This window comes from Chroococcus sp. FPU101, from assembly GCF_017312365.1.
Taxonomy (GTDB): domain Bacteria; phylum Cyanobacteriota; class Cyanobacteriia; order Cyanobacteriales; family Microcystaceae; genus Chroococcus.
Genome location: NZ_BLJI01000008.1, coordinates 1 through 16,292 on the forward strand (window position 1 = coordinate 1; position 16,292 = coordinate 16,292).

12 protein-coding genes, 1 tRNA gene and 1 pseudogene are annotated in these 16,292 nt (G+C 36.0%); 10 read left to right on the forward strand and 4 right to left on the reverse strand.

Translation table 11 applies throughout. The annotated features are described in order from the left end of the window. Positions 1 to 157: 157 nt before the first annotated feature. The 3 genes from CFPU101_RS09510 to CFPU101_RS09520 all read right to left on the reverse strand — a co-directional run bounded on the left by CFPU101_RS09510 (position 158) and on the right by CFPU101_RS09520 (position 3,627). Positions 158 to 1,132 (reverse strand): tyrosine-type recombinase/integrase, encoded by a 975-nt coding sequence (locus CFPU101_RS09510; protein WP_206815123.1) that lies wholly within the window; start codon positions 1,130 to 1,132, stop codon positions 158 to 160. A 130-nt stretch (positions 1,133 to 1,262) separates the two neighbouring features. Next, positions 1,263 to 1,336 (reverse strand) — tRNA-Pro (locus CFPU101_RS09515). A 47-nt stretch (positions 1,337 to 1,383) separates the two neighbouring features. After that, positions 1,384 to 3,627 (reverse strand): bifunctional (p)ppGpp synthetase/guanosine-3',5'-bis(diphosphate) 3'-pyrophosphohydrolase, encoded by a 2,244-nt coding sequence (locus CFPU101_RS09520; protein ID WP_206815124.1) that lies wholly within the window; start codon positions 3,625 to 3,627, stop codon positions 1,384 to 1,386. 304 nt (positions 3,628 to 3,931) lie between these two features. On the opposite strand from CFPU101_RS09520, the gene patD reads away from it, so the two are divergent. The 10 genes and pseudogenes from patD (at position 3,932) to CFPU101_RS09570 (ending at position 14,630) form a co-directional block, all read left to right on the forward strand. Next, positions 3,932 to 4,294, forward strand: a complete 363-nt coding sequence (patD, locus tag CFPU101_RS09525) for a heterocyst frequency control protein PatD (protein ID WP_206815125.1) — start codon at positions 3,932 to 3,934, stop codon at positions 4,292 to 4,294. A gap of 16 nt (positions 4,295 to 4,310) precedes the next feature. Next, on the forward strand, positions 4,311 to 5,954 hold the full coding sequence (locus CFPU101_RS09530; protein WP_206815126.1) for an ABC transporter ATP-binding protein: 1,644 nt from the start codon (positions 4,311 to 4,313) through the stop codon (positions 5,952 to 5,954). Positions 5,955 to 6,040: 86 nt separating this feature from the next. Continuing rightward, entirely contained in the window at positions 6,041 to 7,123 is a 1,083-nt protein-coding gene (locus CFPU101_RS09535) for an amino acid ABC transporter substrate-binding protein (RefSeq protein WP_206815127.1), read from the forward strand. 36 nt (positions 7,124 to 7,159) lie between these two features. Beyond that, positions 7,160 to 8,155, forward strand: coding sequence for a DNA (cytosine-5-)-methyltransferase (dcm, locus tag CFPU101_RS09540; protein ID WP_206815128.1), 996 nt, complete (start codon positions 7,160 to 7,162; stop codon positions 8,153 to 8,155). A 14-nt stretch (positions 8,156 to 8,169) separates the two neighbouring features. Further along, a pseudogene (locus tag CFPU101_RS09545) lies at positions 8,170 to 9,210 on the forward strand (HaeII family restriction endonuclease). An 89-nt stretch (positions 9,211 to 9,299) separates the two neighbouring features. Beyond that, positions 9,300 to 10,448 carry an amino acid ABC transporter permease gene (locus tag CFPU101_RS09550; RefSeq protein WP_206815129.1) on the forward strand — a complete coding sequence of 383 codons (1,149 nt, stop codon included), beginning with the start codon at positions 9,300 to 9,302 and terminating at the stop codon, positions 10,446 to 10,448. A 278-nt stretch (positions 10,449 to 10,726) separates the two neighbouring features. Continuing rightward, positions 10,727 to 11,059, forward strand: coding sequence for a hypothetical protein (locus tag CFPU101_RS25520; protein ID WP_242577849.1), 333 nt, complete (start codon positions 10,727 to 10,729; stop codon positions 11,057 to 11,059). Between the two features lie 106 nt (positions 11,060 to 11,165). After that, the gene (locus CFPU101_RS09560; RefSeq protein ID WP_206815130.1) at positions 11,166 to 12,359 is read left to right on the forward strand and encodes an amino acid ABC transporter permease; all 1,194 of its coding nucleotides are present in this window, start codon (positions 11,166 to 11,168) and stop codon (positions 12,357 to 12,359) included. Positions 12,360 to 12,452: 93 nt separating this feature from the next. Beyond that, positions 12,453 to 12,902 carry a Fur family transcriptional regulator gene (locus CFPU101_RS09565; protein ID WP_206815131.1) on the forward strand — a complete coding sequence of 150 codons (450 nt, stop codon included), beginning with the start codon at positions 12,453 to 12,455 and terminating at the stop codon, positions 12,900 to 12,902. Between the two features lie 33 nt (positions 12,903 to 12,935). Then, positions 12,936 to 14,630 (forward strand): DUF3685 domain-containing protein, encoded by a 1,695-nt coding sequence (locus CFPU101_RS09570; RefSeq protein WP_206815132.1) that lies wholly within the window; start codon positions 12,936 to 12,938, stop codon positions 14,628 to 14,630. 248 nt (positions 14,631 to 14,878) lie between these two features. Here CFPU101_RS09570 and CFPU101_RS09575 read toward each other — a convergent pair whose 3' ends face one another. Next, positions 14,879 to 16,225 carry a histidine phosphatase family protein gene (locus CFPU101_RS09575; protein WP_206815133.1) on the reverse strand — a complete coding sequence of 449 codons (1,347 nt, stop codon included), beginning with the start codon at positions 16,223 to 16,225 and terminating at the stop codon, positions 14,879 to 14,881. Positions 16,226 to 16,292: the final 67 nt, after the last annotated feature.

Here is a 16,292-nt window from a genome sequence, read left to right on the forward strand (position 1 = left end):
GTCGAACATTTATGGGACGAGATTCGAGAAAAGTATTTTTCTAACCGTCTGTTTCTAAGTTTGGATAAAGTTGAGGACACTTTGTGTCAAGCTCTTAAGGAACTTGATTCTCAACCCGAACGCTTACGCTCCATGACTTATTTTCCTCATTTGAGAATTACAGTCTAATTCGCAACTTAGTATCACTAATCGTTGTCCCACTCGGAGCAGGAAAAACTAGATCTTCTGAATTGTGGTGATCCATTTTACGTTCTTTGAGCATTTGAGCTATTTTCGCCGTCAGCGTTATGGTTCTATCTTTCCCCGTTTTAGTAGTTTTGCGGTTTCCTCTCGATACAGATTCACCGATCCAGACGCTTGAACAGTCATCAGCAATATGTTTCCATTTGAGAGCAACCGCCTCTCCAAAGCGGCATCCAGTCCCAAAAAGGAATGTCACAAAATCGGCGTAATGCCGATAGTAACGGTTATTTCTGAAGGTATCTACAATCGCTTGAACTTCGGTAACTGTAAATGGTTTAACCTTTTGTTTAGGAACAGGCTTGACTTTACCAATAACGTTAGACCAAGGATTGTGGCTTAAACTCTGTTCTGCCCACTTCCAACACGCTTGCACCAAAATAAGATAGTCTTTAGCTGTTCTAGTAGAAACTTGTTTCCGCAAGTATTGGACAAAACCATCTGCATCATCCTGATCAAGCAACTCTGCTGGTTTGGAAGGAAAATATCGTTCTAGATGCTTCAAAGTCGCTGTGTAGCGGCAAAGACTACCAGTGTGCAGTTCTTTAGCTTTTGTCTGTGCTTCTATAAACTGCTTAAATAAATCAGCAACATTTAGGTGCTTTTGTTTTGAAGAAGTTGCTTTAGGGGGCTTGTACTTAGAGAGTGTGGCATCAAAGTTACCAGAAGCAATATCTAGTTCGATCTGGGTAGCTTTTGAAAGAGCAACTAAGCGATTGACTTTAGAATCAGGCAAACCGACCGCAATTGCATACCGTTTTCCTCCATATGTAAATCGCAGTCTCAAGCGTCCATCGTCACTCTCAACTTTGACTAAGCTCGTGTCAGTGGAGACACCGTTCGTTGAAAGTTCTCTTAAGGAATGATATTCTGGTTTTATATTTCCTACCATTTTCCTACCACTATTCGGTTGAAAAACGCCTAAAAAGACCCAACCTAGTAGACCGTGTTGACACTAAAAGAGTGCTAACTCAGTGGTCTTAAAAGTCTTAAAGGCTTATCTGTAGTAGGATTTAAAGCAATCGGGATGACACGATTTGAACGTGCGACCCCTTCGTCCCGAACGAAGTGCGCTACCAAGCTGCGCTACATCCCGATATTTAGTCACTTCTTCGATTATATCATATAATGTTATTTTTTGGATTAGTCTCCATCAAATTGAGTGACGCGACGCACTTCTAAGACATCACTAAGATTTTTTAGACGTTGAATGCTGTTTTCCAGTTGTTCATGATCCCGAATTTCGATGCTGAGAGAAATTAACGCGGGTTTGCCGAAACTGGTTTTAACACCTGCATTACAGACATTAATATTTTGGTCACTTAAACGAGTTAATATGTCTCGTAGCACACCGACTCGATCGATCGCTTCTATTTGTAGATCAACTTGATAGGTTTGCGCTCGTCCGTTGGTTTCAACGGGGTTCCAGTGTACAGGAATCAGTCTTTCTCCATCAATTTGCTCAACATTGGGACATTTCTGACGATGAATGGCTATTCCTTTAGCCCCTCGACTGACAAAACCCAAAATCGGTTCACTAGGTAAAGGATTACAACATCGTGCAATATAATACACTAATCCTTCTACTCCTGCGATCGGTGATTTACTCTTCGTGGTTACATTAGTCGTACGGGTAGAGGTTTGGAGCAAAGAGGGATATTCTGGAACTTTGGTGGTTTCTCGGACACGGTTAACGACATTAAATAAGGTTAACTCTCCATATCCTAAACCTGCAAGTAAATCTTCTACTGACTGATAGTTGCATTGTTTGGCTACTGTTTGCATCCGTTCCGATTTTAGCAACGCTTCTAAGCCATTTTTTCCGAGTTCTTTTTCTAATAAATCTCGTCCACGAGCAATATTTTCGTCACGGCTACAACGCTTAAACCATTGACGGATGCGATGACGTGCGCTAGGTGTTACGACAAAGTTTAACCAATCTAAACTAGGATGGCTATTTTTACTGGTCACAATTTCAACGATATCACCATTCTCTAAGGGTGTATCTAAAACTGACCAACGTCCATTAATTCGCGCTCCTTTCATATGATGACCGACTTCGGTATGGATGCGATAGGCAAAATCAACGGGGGTAGCACCTCTAGCTAAGGCAATGACATCACCATCGGGAGTAAACACGTATACATCATCCTCAAAAAGATCCCCTTTGAGTCGATCCATGTACTCTTGTGCATCTTTAACTTCTTTTAAATCATTTTGCCATTCAATGAGTTGACGCAACCAAGTAAATTTATCATCATCCGATGTTGCCGTAAAATTCGATCCCCCTGTTTCTTTATATTTCCAGTGAGCCGCAATTCCAAATTCTGCGATGTGGTGCATTTCTAGGGTACGAATCTGGATTTCTAGGGGACGACCATTTAAACTAACAACAGAAGTGTGTAAGGACTGATAACGATTAGGTTTCGGTAATCCAATATAATCTTTAAAGCGTCCTGGAATGGGAGTAAAAACATCATGGACGATCGCTAAAGTTCTATAACACTCTTCATTGGTTTCGACAATAATTCTAACCGCAGCAATATCAAAGATTTCGTGAAACTCTTTTTCTTGTCGCTGCATTTTACTATAAATGCCGTAAAGATGCTTCGGTCGTCCTTTTATTTCAAGAATTTTAACACCAATTTTCTGTAAACGTTCTTTCAGAATATTAGATATTAAATCTAATCTAGCTTCTCGATCAACTCGTTTCTCTGCGATACAAGATTGAATCTCTCGATAAGACTCTGGTTCTAAATATTTAAAGCATAAATCTTCTAATTCCCATTTAAAACTTCCTATCCCTAAACGGTTCGCTAAAGGTGCAAATATTTCTCTAGTTTCAAGGGCGATGCGTTTTTGTTTTTCGGGGTCAAGCGGTTCTAAGGTTCGCATATTATGCAGTCGATCCGCTAATTTTACAACGATGACGCGCACATCTTTCGCCATAGCTAAGAACATCCGACGAAAGTTCTCTGCTTGACGTTCTGTTTTACTAGAAAAATTAAACTTTGATAACTTAGTGACTCCTTCCACTAACTGACGAACTTCTGTGCCAAAGCGTTCCTCAATTTCCTCTACTGTTACCTCTGTATCTTCTACCACATCATGCAGAAATCCTGCTGCAACCATCGCCCTATCACCACCTAGATCTCGCAGTAACCCCGCTACAGCAATAGGATGAGCAATATACGGTTCACCTGATTTTCGCCGTTGTCCCTCATGAAGTTTGTATGCAAAATTAAACGCTTGACAGATGAGATGACTATCTTCCTTTGATGTTCCTGATGCGTCATCTAACAAACATTGTTGTAGCCATTCGGGAAGCTCGACGGAAAAGCTGTCGGTTTCAGTTTTGTCGGGTTGGGTTAAGGTGAGCGTGTTCATATTCATTCAAAAGGGGTTTTGGGAGTCACTAACATTAAGGCGAGGAATTAAGCTGTTTATTTAATTTAGCTATTCTTTTCATTAATGTGTTGATCGATTAATGAAATAAGTACATTAATTTGATGCTAGGTTGACGAAGAATCAACTTCTGCCAATTTCTTTAGCATTGATGGAGGGTGGAAATCCGAAAAAAGCGGGTTTGTTTTAATGTTTTGAGCTTTAAAACAAAACTAGAACTGAATTGATCTTATGATCAGATGCACGAGGAACTTTATTTTACAAATTTTAACTCAGATTGTCATGTATGTTACCATCTTCTCATCAAAAAGTTTATCAAAATTTTAAGGAAGCGTTAAAAGCCCTACAGGAAGCCGTCAAACACTCATCTGAGGAGCGACAAACTACTTATCATCGAGTAGAACATTTGTTTTATTCTGAGGTGATCCCATTAACCGAAGCTGAAATTAATCCAGAAATTGTTTCGCGTTGGCGTTCTATTCAAACGGAACTACATCGAATGTTTAAACTTTTGGCAACTGATTGGTTATTTTTGTGGTCATCTCGACAGATGGCGACGAAACAAGAACGATTAAATGTATTTTGCGATCGCATTGAGCAAATGATCAAATTTTGTCGCATTTTATTAGAGGAGACGGATCAATCTTAACAAGGAGCAAAGACGCATGAAGCAACCGATATTAAGTGTAGAAAATTTAAAGATTGCTTATCCGAGTCACCTCAAAAGACCAAAATGGGCTGTCAATGACGTTTCATTTACCCTATCACCAGGGGAAAAATTAGGTTTAGTGGGTGAGTCGGGATGCGGCAAATCTACAATTGGACGCGCTTTGATGCGACTACTGTCCGAAACCACCGAAATTCAAGGGAATATCTTCTATCAAAATCAATCGCTTTTATCTTTGTCGGGATCAGCTTTACGTCTATTTCGAGGGGAAGTCGTTGGGTTAATATTTCAAGATCCAATGACTCGTTTAGATCCATTAATGACCATTGGGGATCATTGTATCGAAACCCTCAAAGCTCATCAAGGAAATCTTTCTTATCGTCAAGCCAAAGAAAAAGCAATTTCTATTTTAGAAAAAGTCAAAATACCGCCGAACCGTTGGAAACAATATCCTCATGAATTTAGTGGAGGAATGAGACAACGAGTAGCGATCGCACTAGCATTACTCCTCAATCCTAGACTGATTATCGCTGATGAACCGACCACCAGTTTAGATGTTACCGTAGCCGCCGAAATTCTTCAAGAATTGACCCGTTTGTGTAGCGAAGAACAGATGGGATTATTGCTGATTTCTCATGATTTAGCCATGATTGGAGAATACTGCGATCGTATTGCTGTGATGTATCAAGGTCAGATTGTCGAATCTGGCTCAGTCAATGATATTTTTTTACATCCTCAACACAATTATACTCAGTCTCTCCTCAAAGCCGCTTTACATCTTCAAGTCACTAAAAAAGAATTAAAAAAACCTAACTTCATCACTTCCCCTTTATTAAAAGTACAAGATTTAAAACAACATTACACCCTAGAAGGTAACTTTTTTGAACAATGGGTTACAAAAGAAAAAAAATTCATTAAAGCAGTTGATGGGGTAAGTTTTGAACTCTATCCTGGGGAAACATTAGGATTAGTTGGTGAGTCAGGTTGCGGTAAAAGTACTTTATCTCGTACCATCTTGCAGTTAATTCGTCCCACCTCTGGAATCATTCAATATGAAGAAGAAAATTTAAGTAGTTTATCTACTTCTAAAATGCGCTTCTTAAGAAAAAAGATCCAAATGATTTTCCAAGATCCTCATGCTTGTTTAAATCCGATGATGACAATTGGTGAAAGTATCGCTGACCCTTTGTTCATTCATCATCTAGTCACCACACCAGAAGCCGCTAAAAAAGAAGTTTTAGAAATGTTAGAAAAAGTTGGATTAACACCAACAGAAGATTATTATTGGCGATATCCGAAACAATTATCTGGAGGACAACAACAAAGAGTCGCTATTGCTAGAGCATTAATTACTAAACCTCAATTAGTGATTTGTGATGAACCTGTGAGTATGCTTGATGCGAGTATCCAAAGTCAAGTTTTAGAATTAATGTCTGATTTAAAGAAAGAATTAAAACTTACTTATTTATTTATTACACATGATCTGTGGGTAGCGCGATATTTTTGCGATCGTATAGCAGTGATGAATAGTGGTAAAATTGTAGAAATTGGTTTAACGGAAGATGTTTTTAATCATCCGCAACATCCTTATACTCAAAAGTTATTAAAAGCGGCTCCTTTAATTCGTTCTCAGTCGGCGTAGTTATTTGATATAATTCGATTTGTTAATAAAATGAGTAATAAAAAAGAGTGTAACTAATTACACCTTAGACAATTCAATCAATTTTTATGAAGAAAAATAGCAAATCTTATATTAGTCTAGTCGTTCTTGGAATTAGCTTATTGCTTTCTAGCTGTGGAGATGAAAATGCGCCACTAACAGACCAAAATTCTACCAAACCAAACCAGACAGCGACTAATATTCAAAATAATCGTTTAGCAACCATTAAACAGCGTGGTAGGTTGATTTGTGGGATTAATGGACAGCTACCTGGTTTTAGTTTTGTCAATGAAAATGGTGAATATTCAGGGATGGATGTCGATATCTGTCGTGCGATCGCAGCCGCTTTATTTGATGATCCCACTAAAGTAGAATACCGTACATTGAGTACTCAAGAACGCTTTACCGCCGTACAATCAGGTGAAGTCGATATCCTCAGCCGTAATACAACTTATACTTTAAGTCGTGATACATCAGTTGGTCTAGAATTTGCCCCCATTACTTTTTATGATGGTCAAGGAATTATAGTTTCTAGAGCCAGTGGGATAAAAACGATAGAAGCATTGAAGGGAAAAACCATCTGTGTACAGGCTGGAACGACCTCAGAGCTTAATCTGACTGATCAAATGCGAAAACGGGGTATCGATTATACACCCGTGGTTTTTGACGATGCTGATGCCATGTACGCCGCTTATCAACAAGGTCGTTGTCAGGGTGCCACTTCAGATCGATCGCAACTAAGTTCACGACGAACTGCTTTTCCAAAACCCGATGATCACATTGTTTTAGATGCAGTCATTTCTAAAGAACCTTTAGCGGTAGCAGTCGCTAATGGTGATACAGCTTGGTCAGATGTAGTGAAATGGACGATTTATACTTTAATAGAAGCCGAAGAACAGGGAATCACTTCCAAAAATATTGGTACTTTTACTAACAGTCAAGATCCGACGGTTAAACGTTTTTTAGGAACGGAAGGCGAGTTAGGGACAGATATGGGACTGTCTAATGATTTTGCTACTCGTATTATTACCCATGTGGGTAATTACAGTGAAATATATGAGCGAAATATTACTAAAAATTTAGGTCTAGAACGCGGTTTCAATCAACTTTGGACAAAAGGAGGTTTGTTATATTCACCTCCATTCCGTTAAATAAGTAACTATTACAGTACATTTTTTAGGTACTCAATGAGTTTATTTAATAGTCAAAAAGAACTTCAATTTATTGATTTATTTTGTGGCTTGGGAGGATTTCGCATTGCGGCCGAAATTGCTTGTAAAGAGCGAGGGATCAAACCTAAGTTTATTTTTGCTAGTGATATTGATTCTGATGCTCAAAAAATTTATCATGCTAACTTTGGTGAAAAACCTCAAGGTGATATTACCCAAATTGAAGCCAGTACTATTCCTGATCATGCTATTCTACTAGCTGGATTTCCCTGTCAACCGTTTAGCATTTGCGGTGACTTAAAAGGATTTGATGATATTCGCGGTACCCGATTTTTTGATATTGCTCGTATTCTAAAAGAAAAACAACCATCGGCTTTTATTTTAGAAAATGTTAAACAGTTAAAAGGACATCAACAAGGCAAGACCCTACAACGAATTATAGACACATTAAATACTTTAGGTTATTATACAGACTATAAAATTTTAAATGCTCTTGATTTTGGCTTACCTCAGAAACGTGAAAGATTATTTATCGTTGGTTTTAGAAAACATTACTCTTTTGTTTGGCCTAAACAAAAAATTAAAATGAAATCTTTATCCGAAATTCTTGAACAATCAGTTAATGAATTTTATTTTGCTTCAGAAAAAATACGTCAAAATCGTCTTGATAAAACAATAGGAAAAAAAGAATATAATGAACCTACAATTTGGCATGAAAATAAAGCAGGAAATATAAGTGTTTATCCTTATTCTTGTGCTTTAAGAGCAGGAGCATCGTATAATTATCTATTAGTTAATGGAGAAAGACGATTAACAGAGCGTGAAATGTTGCGACTTCAAGGTTATCCAGATTCTTATCAAATATTAGGGAGTTATCAAGCAATGCGTAAACTTGTGGGTAATACGGTTGCTATCCCTTGTGTTGTTGCTGTTATTCAATCTGTACTAGATATACTATTGAAAAATTCTGAACCAACTCCAATAGTTACGCAACTTAGCTTAATGGAAATGTAAGGAATAAATTAACTATGTCTAGTGTTCAAGAAGCAAAAGATAGACTTGACACAATTATCAAAAAAGCTAGAGTTGATTTTTATAAACCGATTCAAATTGCCGAAGTTCTGCGACGTTCGCGTTTACATAATGATATTGATATTTTAAATAAAGAAACTTATCAAAATAAATCTATAAGATGGAGCGATGAAATTACAAAACGATTAATTGGTAAAGTTTCTACGTCTTCAGCTAGATATCAACATGATGTATGGAACACAACAGAGATGCCACCAGAATTACTAGAAATTCTTGATAGAGAAAATCAAAGAACTCAAGGTGTAGTAGAACGTTATATTTATTTTAAATTTAGCGAAAGACAGAAAACAATTCCTTATATTGACAACACATCTTATAATCAATTTGAATTAAGTGATTTACTTAAATTATTTAGAGTTAATTCTGGTATAAAGCGAAGTATTGATAAAGCATATGAAATTATAACTGATAGTTTATTTGAAACACTTGTAATAGCACTTGATAATAAAATTACTATTAGTATTCCTATAGATAAACAAGATTTATTAAATGAATTTTCTGATTTAGCTAAAGTCTTACTTGGTTTACAAAAAGGACAGAATTCTTGGGAATTTGCAGCCCATATTTATCGAGTAGGTGTGACTAATGCAGCAGATAGAGGTCTAGATATGTGAGCTAATTTTGGGCCTGCAATACAAATAAAACATATTACACTTGATACAGAAAGCGTAAAAAAAATCACAGATCAAATTGAAAGTGATCATATCGTTATCGTTTGCCGTGACATTGATACAAAAATTATTCAATCAATAACGCAACAAATTAGTTGGGATCAAAGAGTTCGTGGTATTATTCAAGAATCTGAGTTAATTACTTGGTATCATCGTTGTTTAAAAGGTAGATACTCTAATGAGTTAGCAAATTCGTTAATTAAATGTTTAGCAAATAGTTTTAGAAAAGTATTTCCTCATTCAGTCGCTTTAGCAGATTTTTTAGAAAGAAGGCAATATTTCGATTTAATAGTTGATAGCTTTTGAATGACAAATAACGATATAAATAAGCTAAAAATATAAATATAGACTAAGAATAAAACGTTTTTCATTAAATTTAGGTTAATTTTTTAACAATGAACAATGATAAGTTTTCTTTTTTGAGAGATGAACGAGTATTAAAAGTTGCCGTACAAATCTTTGTTGTTTTATTGGTAATTGTTCTTGTTTTAATATTCGGTTACAATTTAATTCGCAATTTTCAAAATTTAGGTTTAAGTTTTGGCTTTGATTTTCTTAAACGTCCCGCATCTTTTGGCATTGGTGATGCTGCTATATCCTATCAACCAAACGATTCATATTCTCGGGCTATTTTAGTGGGTATAGTTAATTCTCTACGAGTTATTATTGTTGGGATTGTTTTAGCTACTCTTGTTGGAATCATCACAGGTATTGCTCGTTTATCCGATAATTGGTTAATACAAAAAATAGCTACAATTTATATAGAAGTTTTTCGGAATACTCCTTTACTCCTACAATTATTTTTCTGGTACTTTGCTGTTTTTCTTAGACTACCAACGGCGGAAAACACAATTAATTTTTTAAATCTGTTTAATTTGAGTAATTTAGGTTTATCTTTACCTTGGCCGAGTAATAAGATAGCATTAATTATTTTATTACTTCTTATCATTTTTAGTGTTTATTTATGGCAAAAACGAACACAAGCGGTTATGGAGCAAGATTCATCAAGTAAAGTTTTATCATGGATTTTATTAACAATAGCAACATCTATAATCTTAATTCTTATTTTTGGTTTAAACTGGCAAATTCCGCAATTTAATCCAACAACATTATCTTTTGTCGGAGGTTTAACCCTATCTCCAGAGTTAGCTACTTTAGTGATGGGTTTAACTTTTTATACGGCTGCTTTTATTGCAGAAGTGATAAGATGCGGTATAATATCTGTTAATAAAGGACAATGGGAAGCAGCAAAAGCCTTAGGATTAAAACCATATTTAGTGATGCAACTGATTATTTTTCCTCAAGCATTACGGGTGATTATTCCTCCTTTGACTAGCGAATTTCTCAATTTAGCTAAAAATTCAAGTTTAGCGATTGCCATTGGTTATAATGATGTTTATGGAATTGCTAATACAGTTGCTAATCAAACAGGACGCTCAATCGAAATGCTATTAATTGTTATGTCTAGTTATTTGATTTTTAATCTAATTATTTCAAGTTTGATGAATTTATTTAATAATTTAGTTCAAATCAAAGAAAGATAAATATTAAATTTGATAAACTTATTTAAGTTAATCTAAACATATTATGCGTGTTAACAAAGTTATTAATCTTATTAGTCAATTCTTACTAGGTCTATTATTTTTCTGCTTCATCAGCTTGTCACTAAATGGCTTAAACTAATTAGCTGTTGTTACAATACCTTAAAAAATGCTTGTTATAACAGAGAATAAAACTTCATTTACCTATATAATCTAATTAATTCTATAATGGAACAAACTCCAGAGAACTTAAAAACTTTGAATTAGTAGGAGTTAATCAAATGTCAGAAGATAGATTAGAAAGACTTGAAAAAATTGTTGAGTCTAATGCTAAATCAATCCAAGCTTTAAGTGATGCTGTAGCACAAGACCGCCAAGCACGTTCAAAAGAAAAAGAAGAAAAAGCCAGAGAGCAAGCACAGCTTTATCAGTATTTAGGAAGAATAGCGGCGGCTCAATCCTCTTTTTATGAAGTACAAGCGGATTACTATCATCAATTAGCTATCTTAGCAGAACGCCAGACCAAAGCTGAAGAAAAACAAGCTCAAATGCGTGAAGAAATTTTAGCCATTCTCAATAGAACAACACCGCAAAACGATATTAAACAAGCTTAATCACATCAATTTAGTTTGACTGCTCAATTAAGAGAAAATTTAGTTAGTATAACCCGAAATTTTTGTATCACGCTGATGATCAATCAGCGAGTATTTAACTTATAAAATGAATTACAATTCTTATATTAATTGGTTGAAAAATAACTTATTTAATACTTGGTATAATAGCTTACTCACAATTATTACTCTAGCTGTTGTATTTTGGTTTGGTTCAAGCTTCATACAATGGGTATTAACTGAGGCACAATGGAACGTTATACTCGCTAATCTAAGATTATTTTTTGTTGGTCGCTATCCACAAGATCAAATCTGGCGTATTTGGATAACACTCGGTTTAATTATTGCTCTGGCTGGTCTAACTTGGGGATATTTTACCCGTACAGGTAACTTATTAGATAGTACTAGCCTCATCATTTTAGGAATTTTATCACTAACTTGTATTACGCTGCCACTGGCACGCTTCGCGCACGCTATTCCCACTAAAATTTATTCTAGTCTATTACTTTTTGTTAACTTAGTCCTTTTAATCGCCACTGGATTTTTAGGAAGATATATCAGTAAGCGTTTTTCTTTCTTAGGTTCTTATTTATCTTTGTTATGGCTAATTAATTTTTTAATTATTTTATGGCTTTTGCAAGGTGGTTTATTTCTAAAACCGATTCGATTAGATGATTTGAGTGGTTTAATTCTAACGCTTTTAACAGCAATTATTAGTATTGTACTTTCTTTTCCGTTTGGTATTCTTTTAGCATTGGGAAGACAAAGCACTTTACCTGTCATTCGTTGGTTATCGATAGCCTATATTGAAATTATTCGCGGTTTACCCTTAATTGGCATTCTCTTTATGGCACAGGTGATGTTACCTTTAGTCTTATCACCCGATGTACGACTTGATCGCGTCATCAGAGCGATTACAGGATATACTATCTTCAGTGCTGCATATTTAGCCGAAAATGTCCGAGGTGGATTACAATCAATCCCTAAAGGTCAATACGAAGCAGCCAAAGCACTCGGATTAAGTACCCCATTATCTCTAGCTTTAATTATCTTACCCCAAGCCTTAAAAGCGGTCATCCCTTCAATGGTGGGACAGTTTATCAGCTTATTCAAAGATACATCTTTACTGGCGATTATTGGTTTAGTTGACTTACTCGGAATTTCTCAATCAATCTTAGCTAACCCTAAATATATCGGACGATACGCAGAAGTTTATCTGTTTATTGCCTTGATCTATTTTATCTGTTGTTATGCCATGTCGATCGCCGCCAGAAAGCTAGAAAAGAAATTAGCCACAGAATAGCCTAGAACTCCTTTGCATCGACAGTTACTCAAAAAATAAGCTAAACTGGTAATGAGTTTGTATAACAGAATCAAGAGATAGCTAGTCAGAAAAATGAACAATCAAGAGACATCCTCTAAACCGATTCGCTCATTGGATGATGCTTTGGAGCAATGTCAAACTTTAGGGATGCGTGTCAGTCGTCAACGCCGCTACATTTTAGAATTATTATGGCAGGCTAACGAACATTTGTCAGCCAGAGATATTTATGATCGACTTAATCTACAGGGAAAGAATATCGGTCATACTTCGGTATATCAAAATTTAGAGGCTTTGTCGAGTCAAGGTATTATCGAATGTGTTGAACGATGTGACGGAAGACTCTACGGGAATATTAGTGACTCCCATAGTCATGTGAACTGTATTGATACTCATCAAATTATGGATGTTCATATCGAATTACCCGAAGACCTCATCAAACAAATTGAAGCGCAAACAGGTGTAAAAATTACAGAATATCGGATCGATTTTTATGGATATAAAAACCAGAAGGCCGTAAACTAGCTAATAAAAATTGGTACAATTGGGTAGAAATTTGTGAGCGATCGCACTATTGGCCTATTATTAATTGATGATGACCCGATTTTTCGACTGGGACTCTCTCAAGGACTGGCATTTGTCTCCGATCTCCGAGTCACTGCGCAAAGAGACACCGTAACAATTCTTAATCAGTCTGTTGAGCCATTGCCAGATGTCATCATTTTAGATCCATTATTTCCTGCGTCTAGTGGCCCTAATTGGGTATTGTGTCAATTTTTGCAGCAAAATTACCCTAAAGCCAAAATTTTACTCCTTAGTTCTCAGCTTACACCAACTGATTTAGATCATGCTCAAAGATTAGGGTTGCATGGCTATTGTCCCAAAGGTACCAATTTAGATAACTTAATTGCTATTATCCGTCAAATTGCATCAGGTCAAGCTTTTTGGTCTTCTGTTTCCGCGACGACAAACCCCGTTTTATCGATTCGTCCTACCCATTGGCTGATTCGTGTGGCACAATCAGGAGTAGAACAAATCGACCAAGAATTAGCTAAAATTTTGGTTCAACTCAAAGATGTGAATTTGTCAAGATTTGATGAAATATATTGGAATGGCAGAAAACGCGAATTACTCTCCGCATCTTGGTTAATTCGGAAACTGTTACCCGTTGAAGTTACACCCAATATTACCCCAACTCCTGTAGAACTGCCAATTACACAACCCTTTTATCAGTCAGCATTATCTGTTGTCAATAATAGTTTACCTGTCATAAGTCAGTCTCGTTCTTTGAGTAGTGCAACTGTTTATGAAGAGACTTTAGAGAAACTTCGATATAGCTTAGACAATTTAACCGATGTTCCGCTAGAAATTGATATTCTACAAGCGGTGAGAAAACGGGAATTACTTTATATTGTTTTTGAACAAACTCGAAAAATCCTTGATGAAATTAAGTTTTTAGAACTTGAGTATACAGATTTATTGAAAAGAAAAGATTTAATTTTACTCGAAATCTGGCAAAAATCAACACATAAGTTCTTAGAAGTGAGTTACGCTGAACGAGATAATTTTTTCAGACAAGAAGTAGATCGAATTTTATTAAAAGATTTAAAATTAGTTGAAAATGATATTTTAACTAAGATTCCTTTTGTTAATGAATTATTTGCTTATTTTCTCTTTGATAAAAGTTTGGTGATTGATCAAGTTGAATATCGAGTTGATTCACCCGAAGAAATTTACAGAGCCGAAATTTTATTAGAAAATCTCATTATACAGATTTCTAATGGCGTGATTGCAACAGTTTTGAATAACTTCCCTGAATTGGAATTAATCAAAAAACATCTTTATAATAATCAATTTATTTCATCAAGAGAAGTGGCAAAATTTCGGAATGATTTATCTTGGAAATATCGCAAAGATAAATATATCGAACATCCACAAGATATTTTTGAAAGTAAATATCGTCTGTTTTATTTCAATGAAAATAATATTAAACAAGTTTTTATCTATGCACCTCGCCAAGATGAACTCTATCAATTAAATGGTATTCCCTGGTTAGTGACGATCGGATTAGAATTTAGAGATGCAGTTGCTCCTAGACTCAGAAGTATTTTTTCTTTCTTGGGTAAAGGCGTAGTTTATCTTCTAACTCAGGTGGTTGGCCGAGGAATTGGTTTAGTTGTACTAGGGATTCTGCAAGGAGTCGGCAATACTTGGCAAGAACTTCGTTACAGTCGCAATGGTCAACAAAAGTAAAATAACCTAAATTAGAGATAAGCAGAGATTGGTAAAATCTAATCTAAGTTAAATTCAGGCTTTTTAAGCTGTTTAACTTTCTTCTAAAGACTAAATCTTTTTAGGTTTTGATTGATTTTACCTACGAATGGTAGCTTTTTTGAGCATTTTGGGGGTAATTTCAGGACAATCCGAGCTTTCCACGTTCTGTATAAACGATCACCCTTACGTTAAAACACTTTGTCCATAGTAACGGATAAAAAGAAGAATTACAATGCTCCTGCGGCAGTTTTATCTAATACTCCACCACTGAGATGAGAAGTCAGATTAACTGCTTGTACAAGAGGTTGAGTATCAATCCCATCCAAATAATCAATCACGCTAACCGCACCATTTCCCTGTTTAACATTCCAAAAATGCTCAGGTTTTAAACCCAATAGATAACAGAGAATGACTTTATTAATTGCATCATGAGCGACAACGATTCCGATTTTATATTGTTCAGAATCACCATAGATTTTAACTATATTATTCCAACAAGCGATCGCACGATCCCATATTTGCTGTAAATTCTCGCCTTCAGGCATTTGTACGGTTTCGGGTTGAATTTTCCACTGGTGTAATAACCCTGGGAAAGTAGCCTCAATTTCGGTTTCTAATTTTCCTTCCCAGAGTCCATGACAAATTTCGGTTAAGTCGGGTTGTAGATCTAAAGGAATGTCTGGATGATGTTGTAGAATGATTTCTGCGGTTTCTTTAGGACGTGCTAGGGGACTACTAACCGCAAAATTAATATTAACATCTTTGAGAAAATCGGCAGCTTTTTGGGCTTGAATTTTGCCATTTTCATTGAGTGGGATATCTCGAATACCTTGGAATCTTCCTTCGCGGTTCCATTGGGTTTCCCCATGACGAATCAATAATAATCGTAGTCCAGTTTGAGCAGGACGAGAAGAGGGGAGAGGAATTCCTAAATGCGCGGTTTGATTAAGGGATTCAATTTGTACTGGATCGCCTAAACCACCCGAAAAATTTAAAATATTGATGCAGCAATTAGATTGATGAATAGCATGATATTTATTGGGATGGATACCGATCGCGCTTAAAATCAGACAGCGATTAATACCATTATGTCCGACGATTAAAATCGTTTGACCATCGTGTTTGGCTAAAACTTCACTCCAAAAATCTTTAGCTTGCTCATACAACGCAACTAGCGGATAATGTTCTTTTTCCCCATCAGCACTCGACACCATCATTTTAAACTCATGGGGGTTATGGTGCCAAAGACGGTAATCATCAGGAAAATTTTCTTTTACTTCATCTTTTCTCAGATTTTCCCACAAACGTAAATCGACTTCTAAAAGGCGATCGCTAACGTTAATTTCAGTAGAATGTGTTAAACACCCCTGAAGAATTTCGGCAGTTGTTTTAGCGCGTTGCAGGGGACTAGAATAAATTGCATCGATTTTAAGGTCTTTAAGAGCCTTTCCTACTTTTTCCGCGTCACTGCGTCCTTTTTCAGTCAGAACCGATAGATCCGATCGACCTTGGATTTTTTGCAAAGCATTAAAGTTACTTTGTCCATGACGTACAATAATCACCCGTGTAGCCAATCGATTTATCCTCCTTTAAACACAGCATATCCGAATTCTAGATTACAAGGAATACGACCCATCCGTA

Bases quoted from the DNA above. Each gene is read 5' to 3' on its own strand.
- CFPU101_RS09510 (WP_206815123.1), bottom strand. From the start codon at position 1,132: ATGGTAGGAAATATAAAACCAGAATATCATTCCTTAAGAGAACTTTCA.
- CFPU101_RS09520 (WP_206815124.1), bottom strand. From the start codon at position 3,627: ATGAACACGCTCACCTTAACCCAACCCGACAAAACTGAAACCGACAGC.
- patD (WP_206815125.1), top strand. From the start codon at position 3,932: ATGTTACCATCTTCTCATCAAAAAGTTTATCAAAATTTTAAGGAAGCG.
- CFPU101_RS09530 (WP_206815126.1), top strand. From the start codon at position 4,311: ATGAAGCAACCGATATTAAGTGTAGAAAATTTAAAGATTGCTTATCCG.
- CFPU101_RS09535 (WP_206815127.1), top strand. From the start codon at position 6,041: ATGAAGAAAAATAGCAAATCTTATATTAGTCTAGTCGTTCTTGGAATT.
- dcm (WP_206815128.1), top strand. From the start codon at position 7,160: ATGAGTTTATTTAATAGTCAAAAAGAACTTCAATTTATTGATTTATTT.
- CFPU101_RS09550 (WP_206815129.1), top strand. From the start codon at position 9,300: ATGAACAATGATAAGTTTTCTTTTTTGAGAGATGAACGAGTATTAAAA.
- CFPU101_RS25520 (WP_242577849.1), top strand. From the start codon at position 10,727: ATGTCAGAAGATAGATTAGAAAGACTTGAAAAAATTGTTGAGTCTAAT.
- CFPU101_RS09560 (WP_206815130.1), top strand. From the start codon at position 11,166: ATGAATTACAATTCTTATATTAATTGGTTGAAAAATAACTTATTTAAT.
- CFPU101_RS09565 (WP_206815131.1), top strand. From the start codon at position 12,453: ATGAACAATCAAGAGACATCCTCTAAACCGATTCGCTCATTGGATGAT.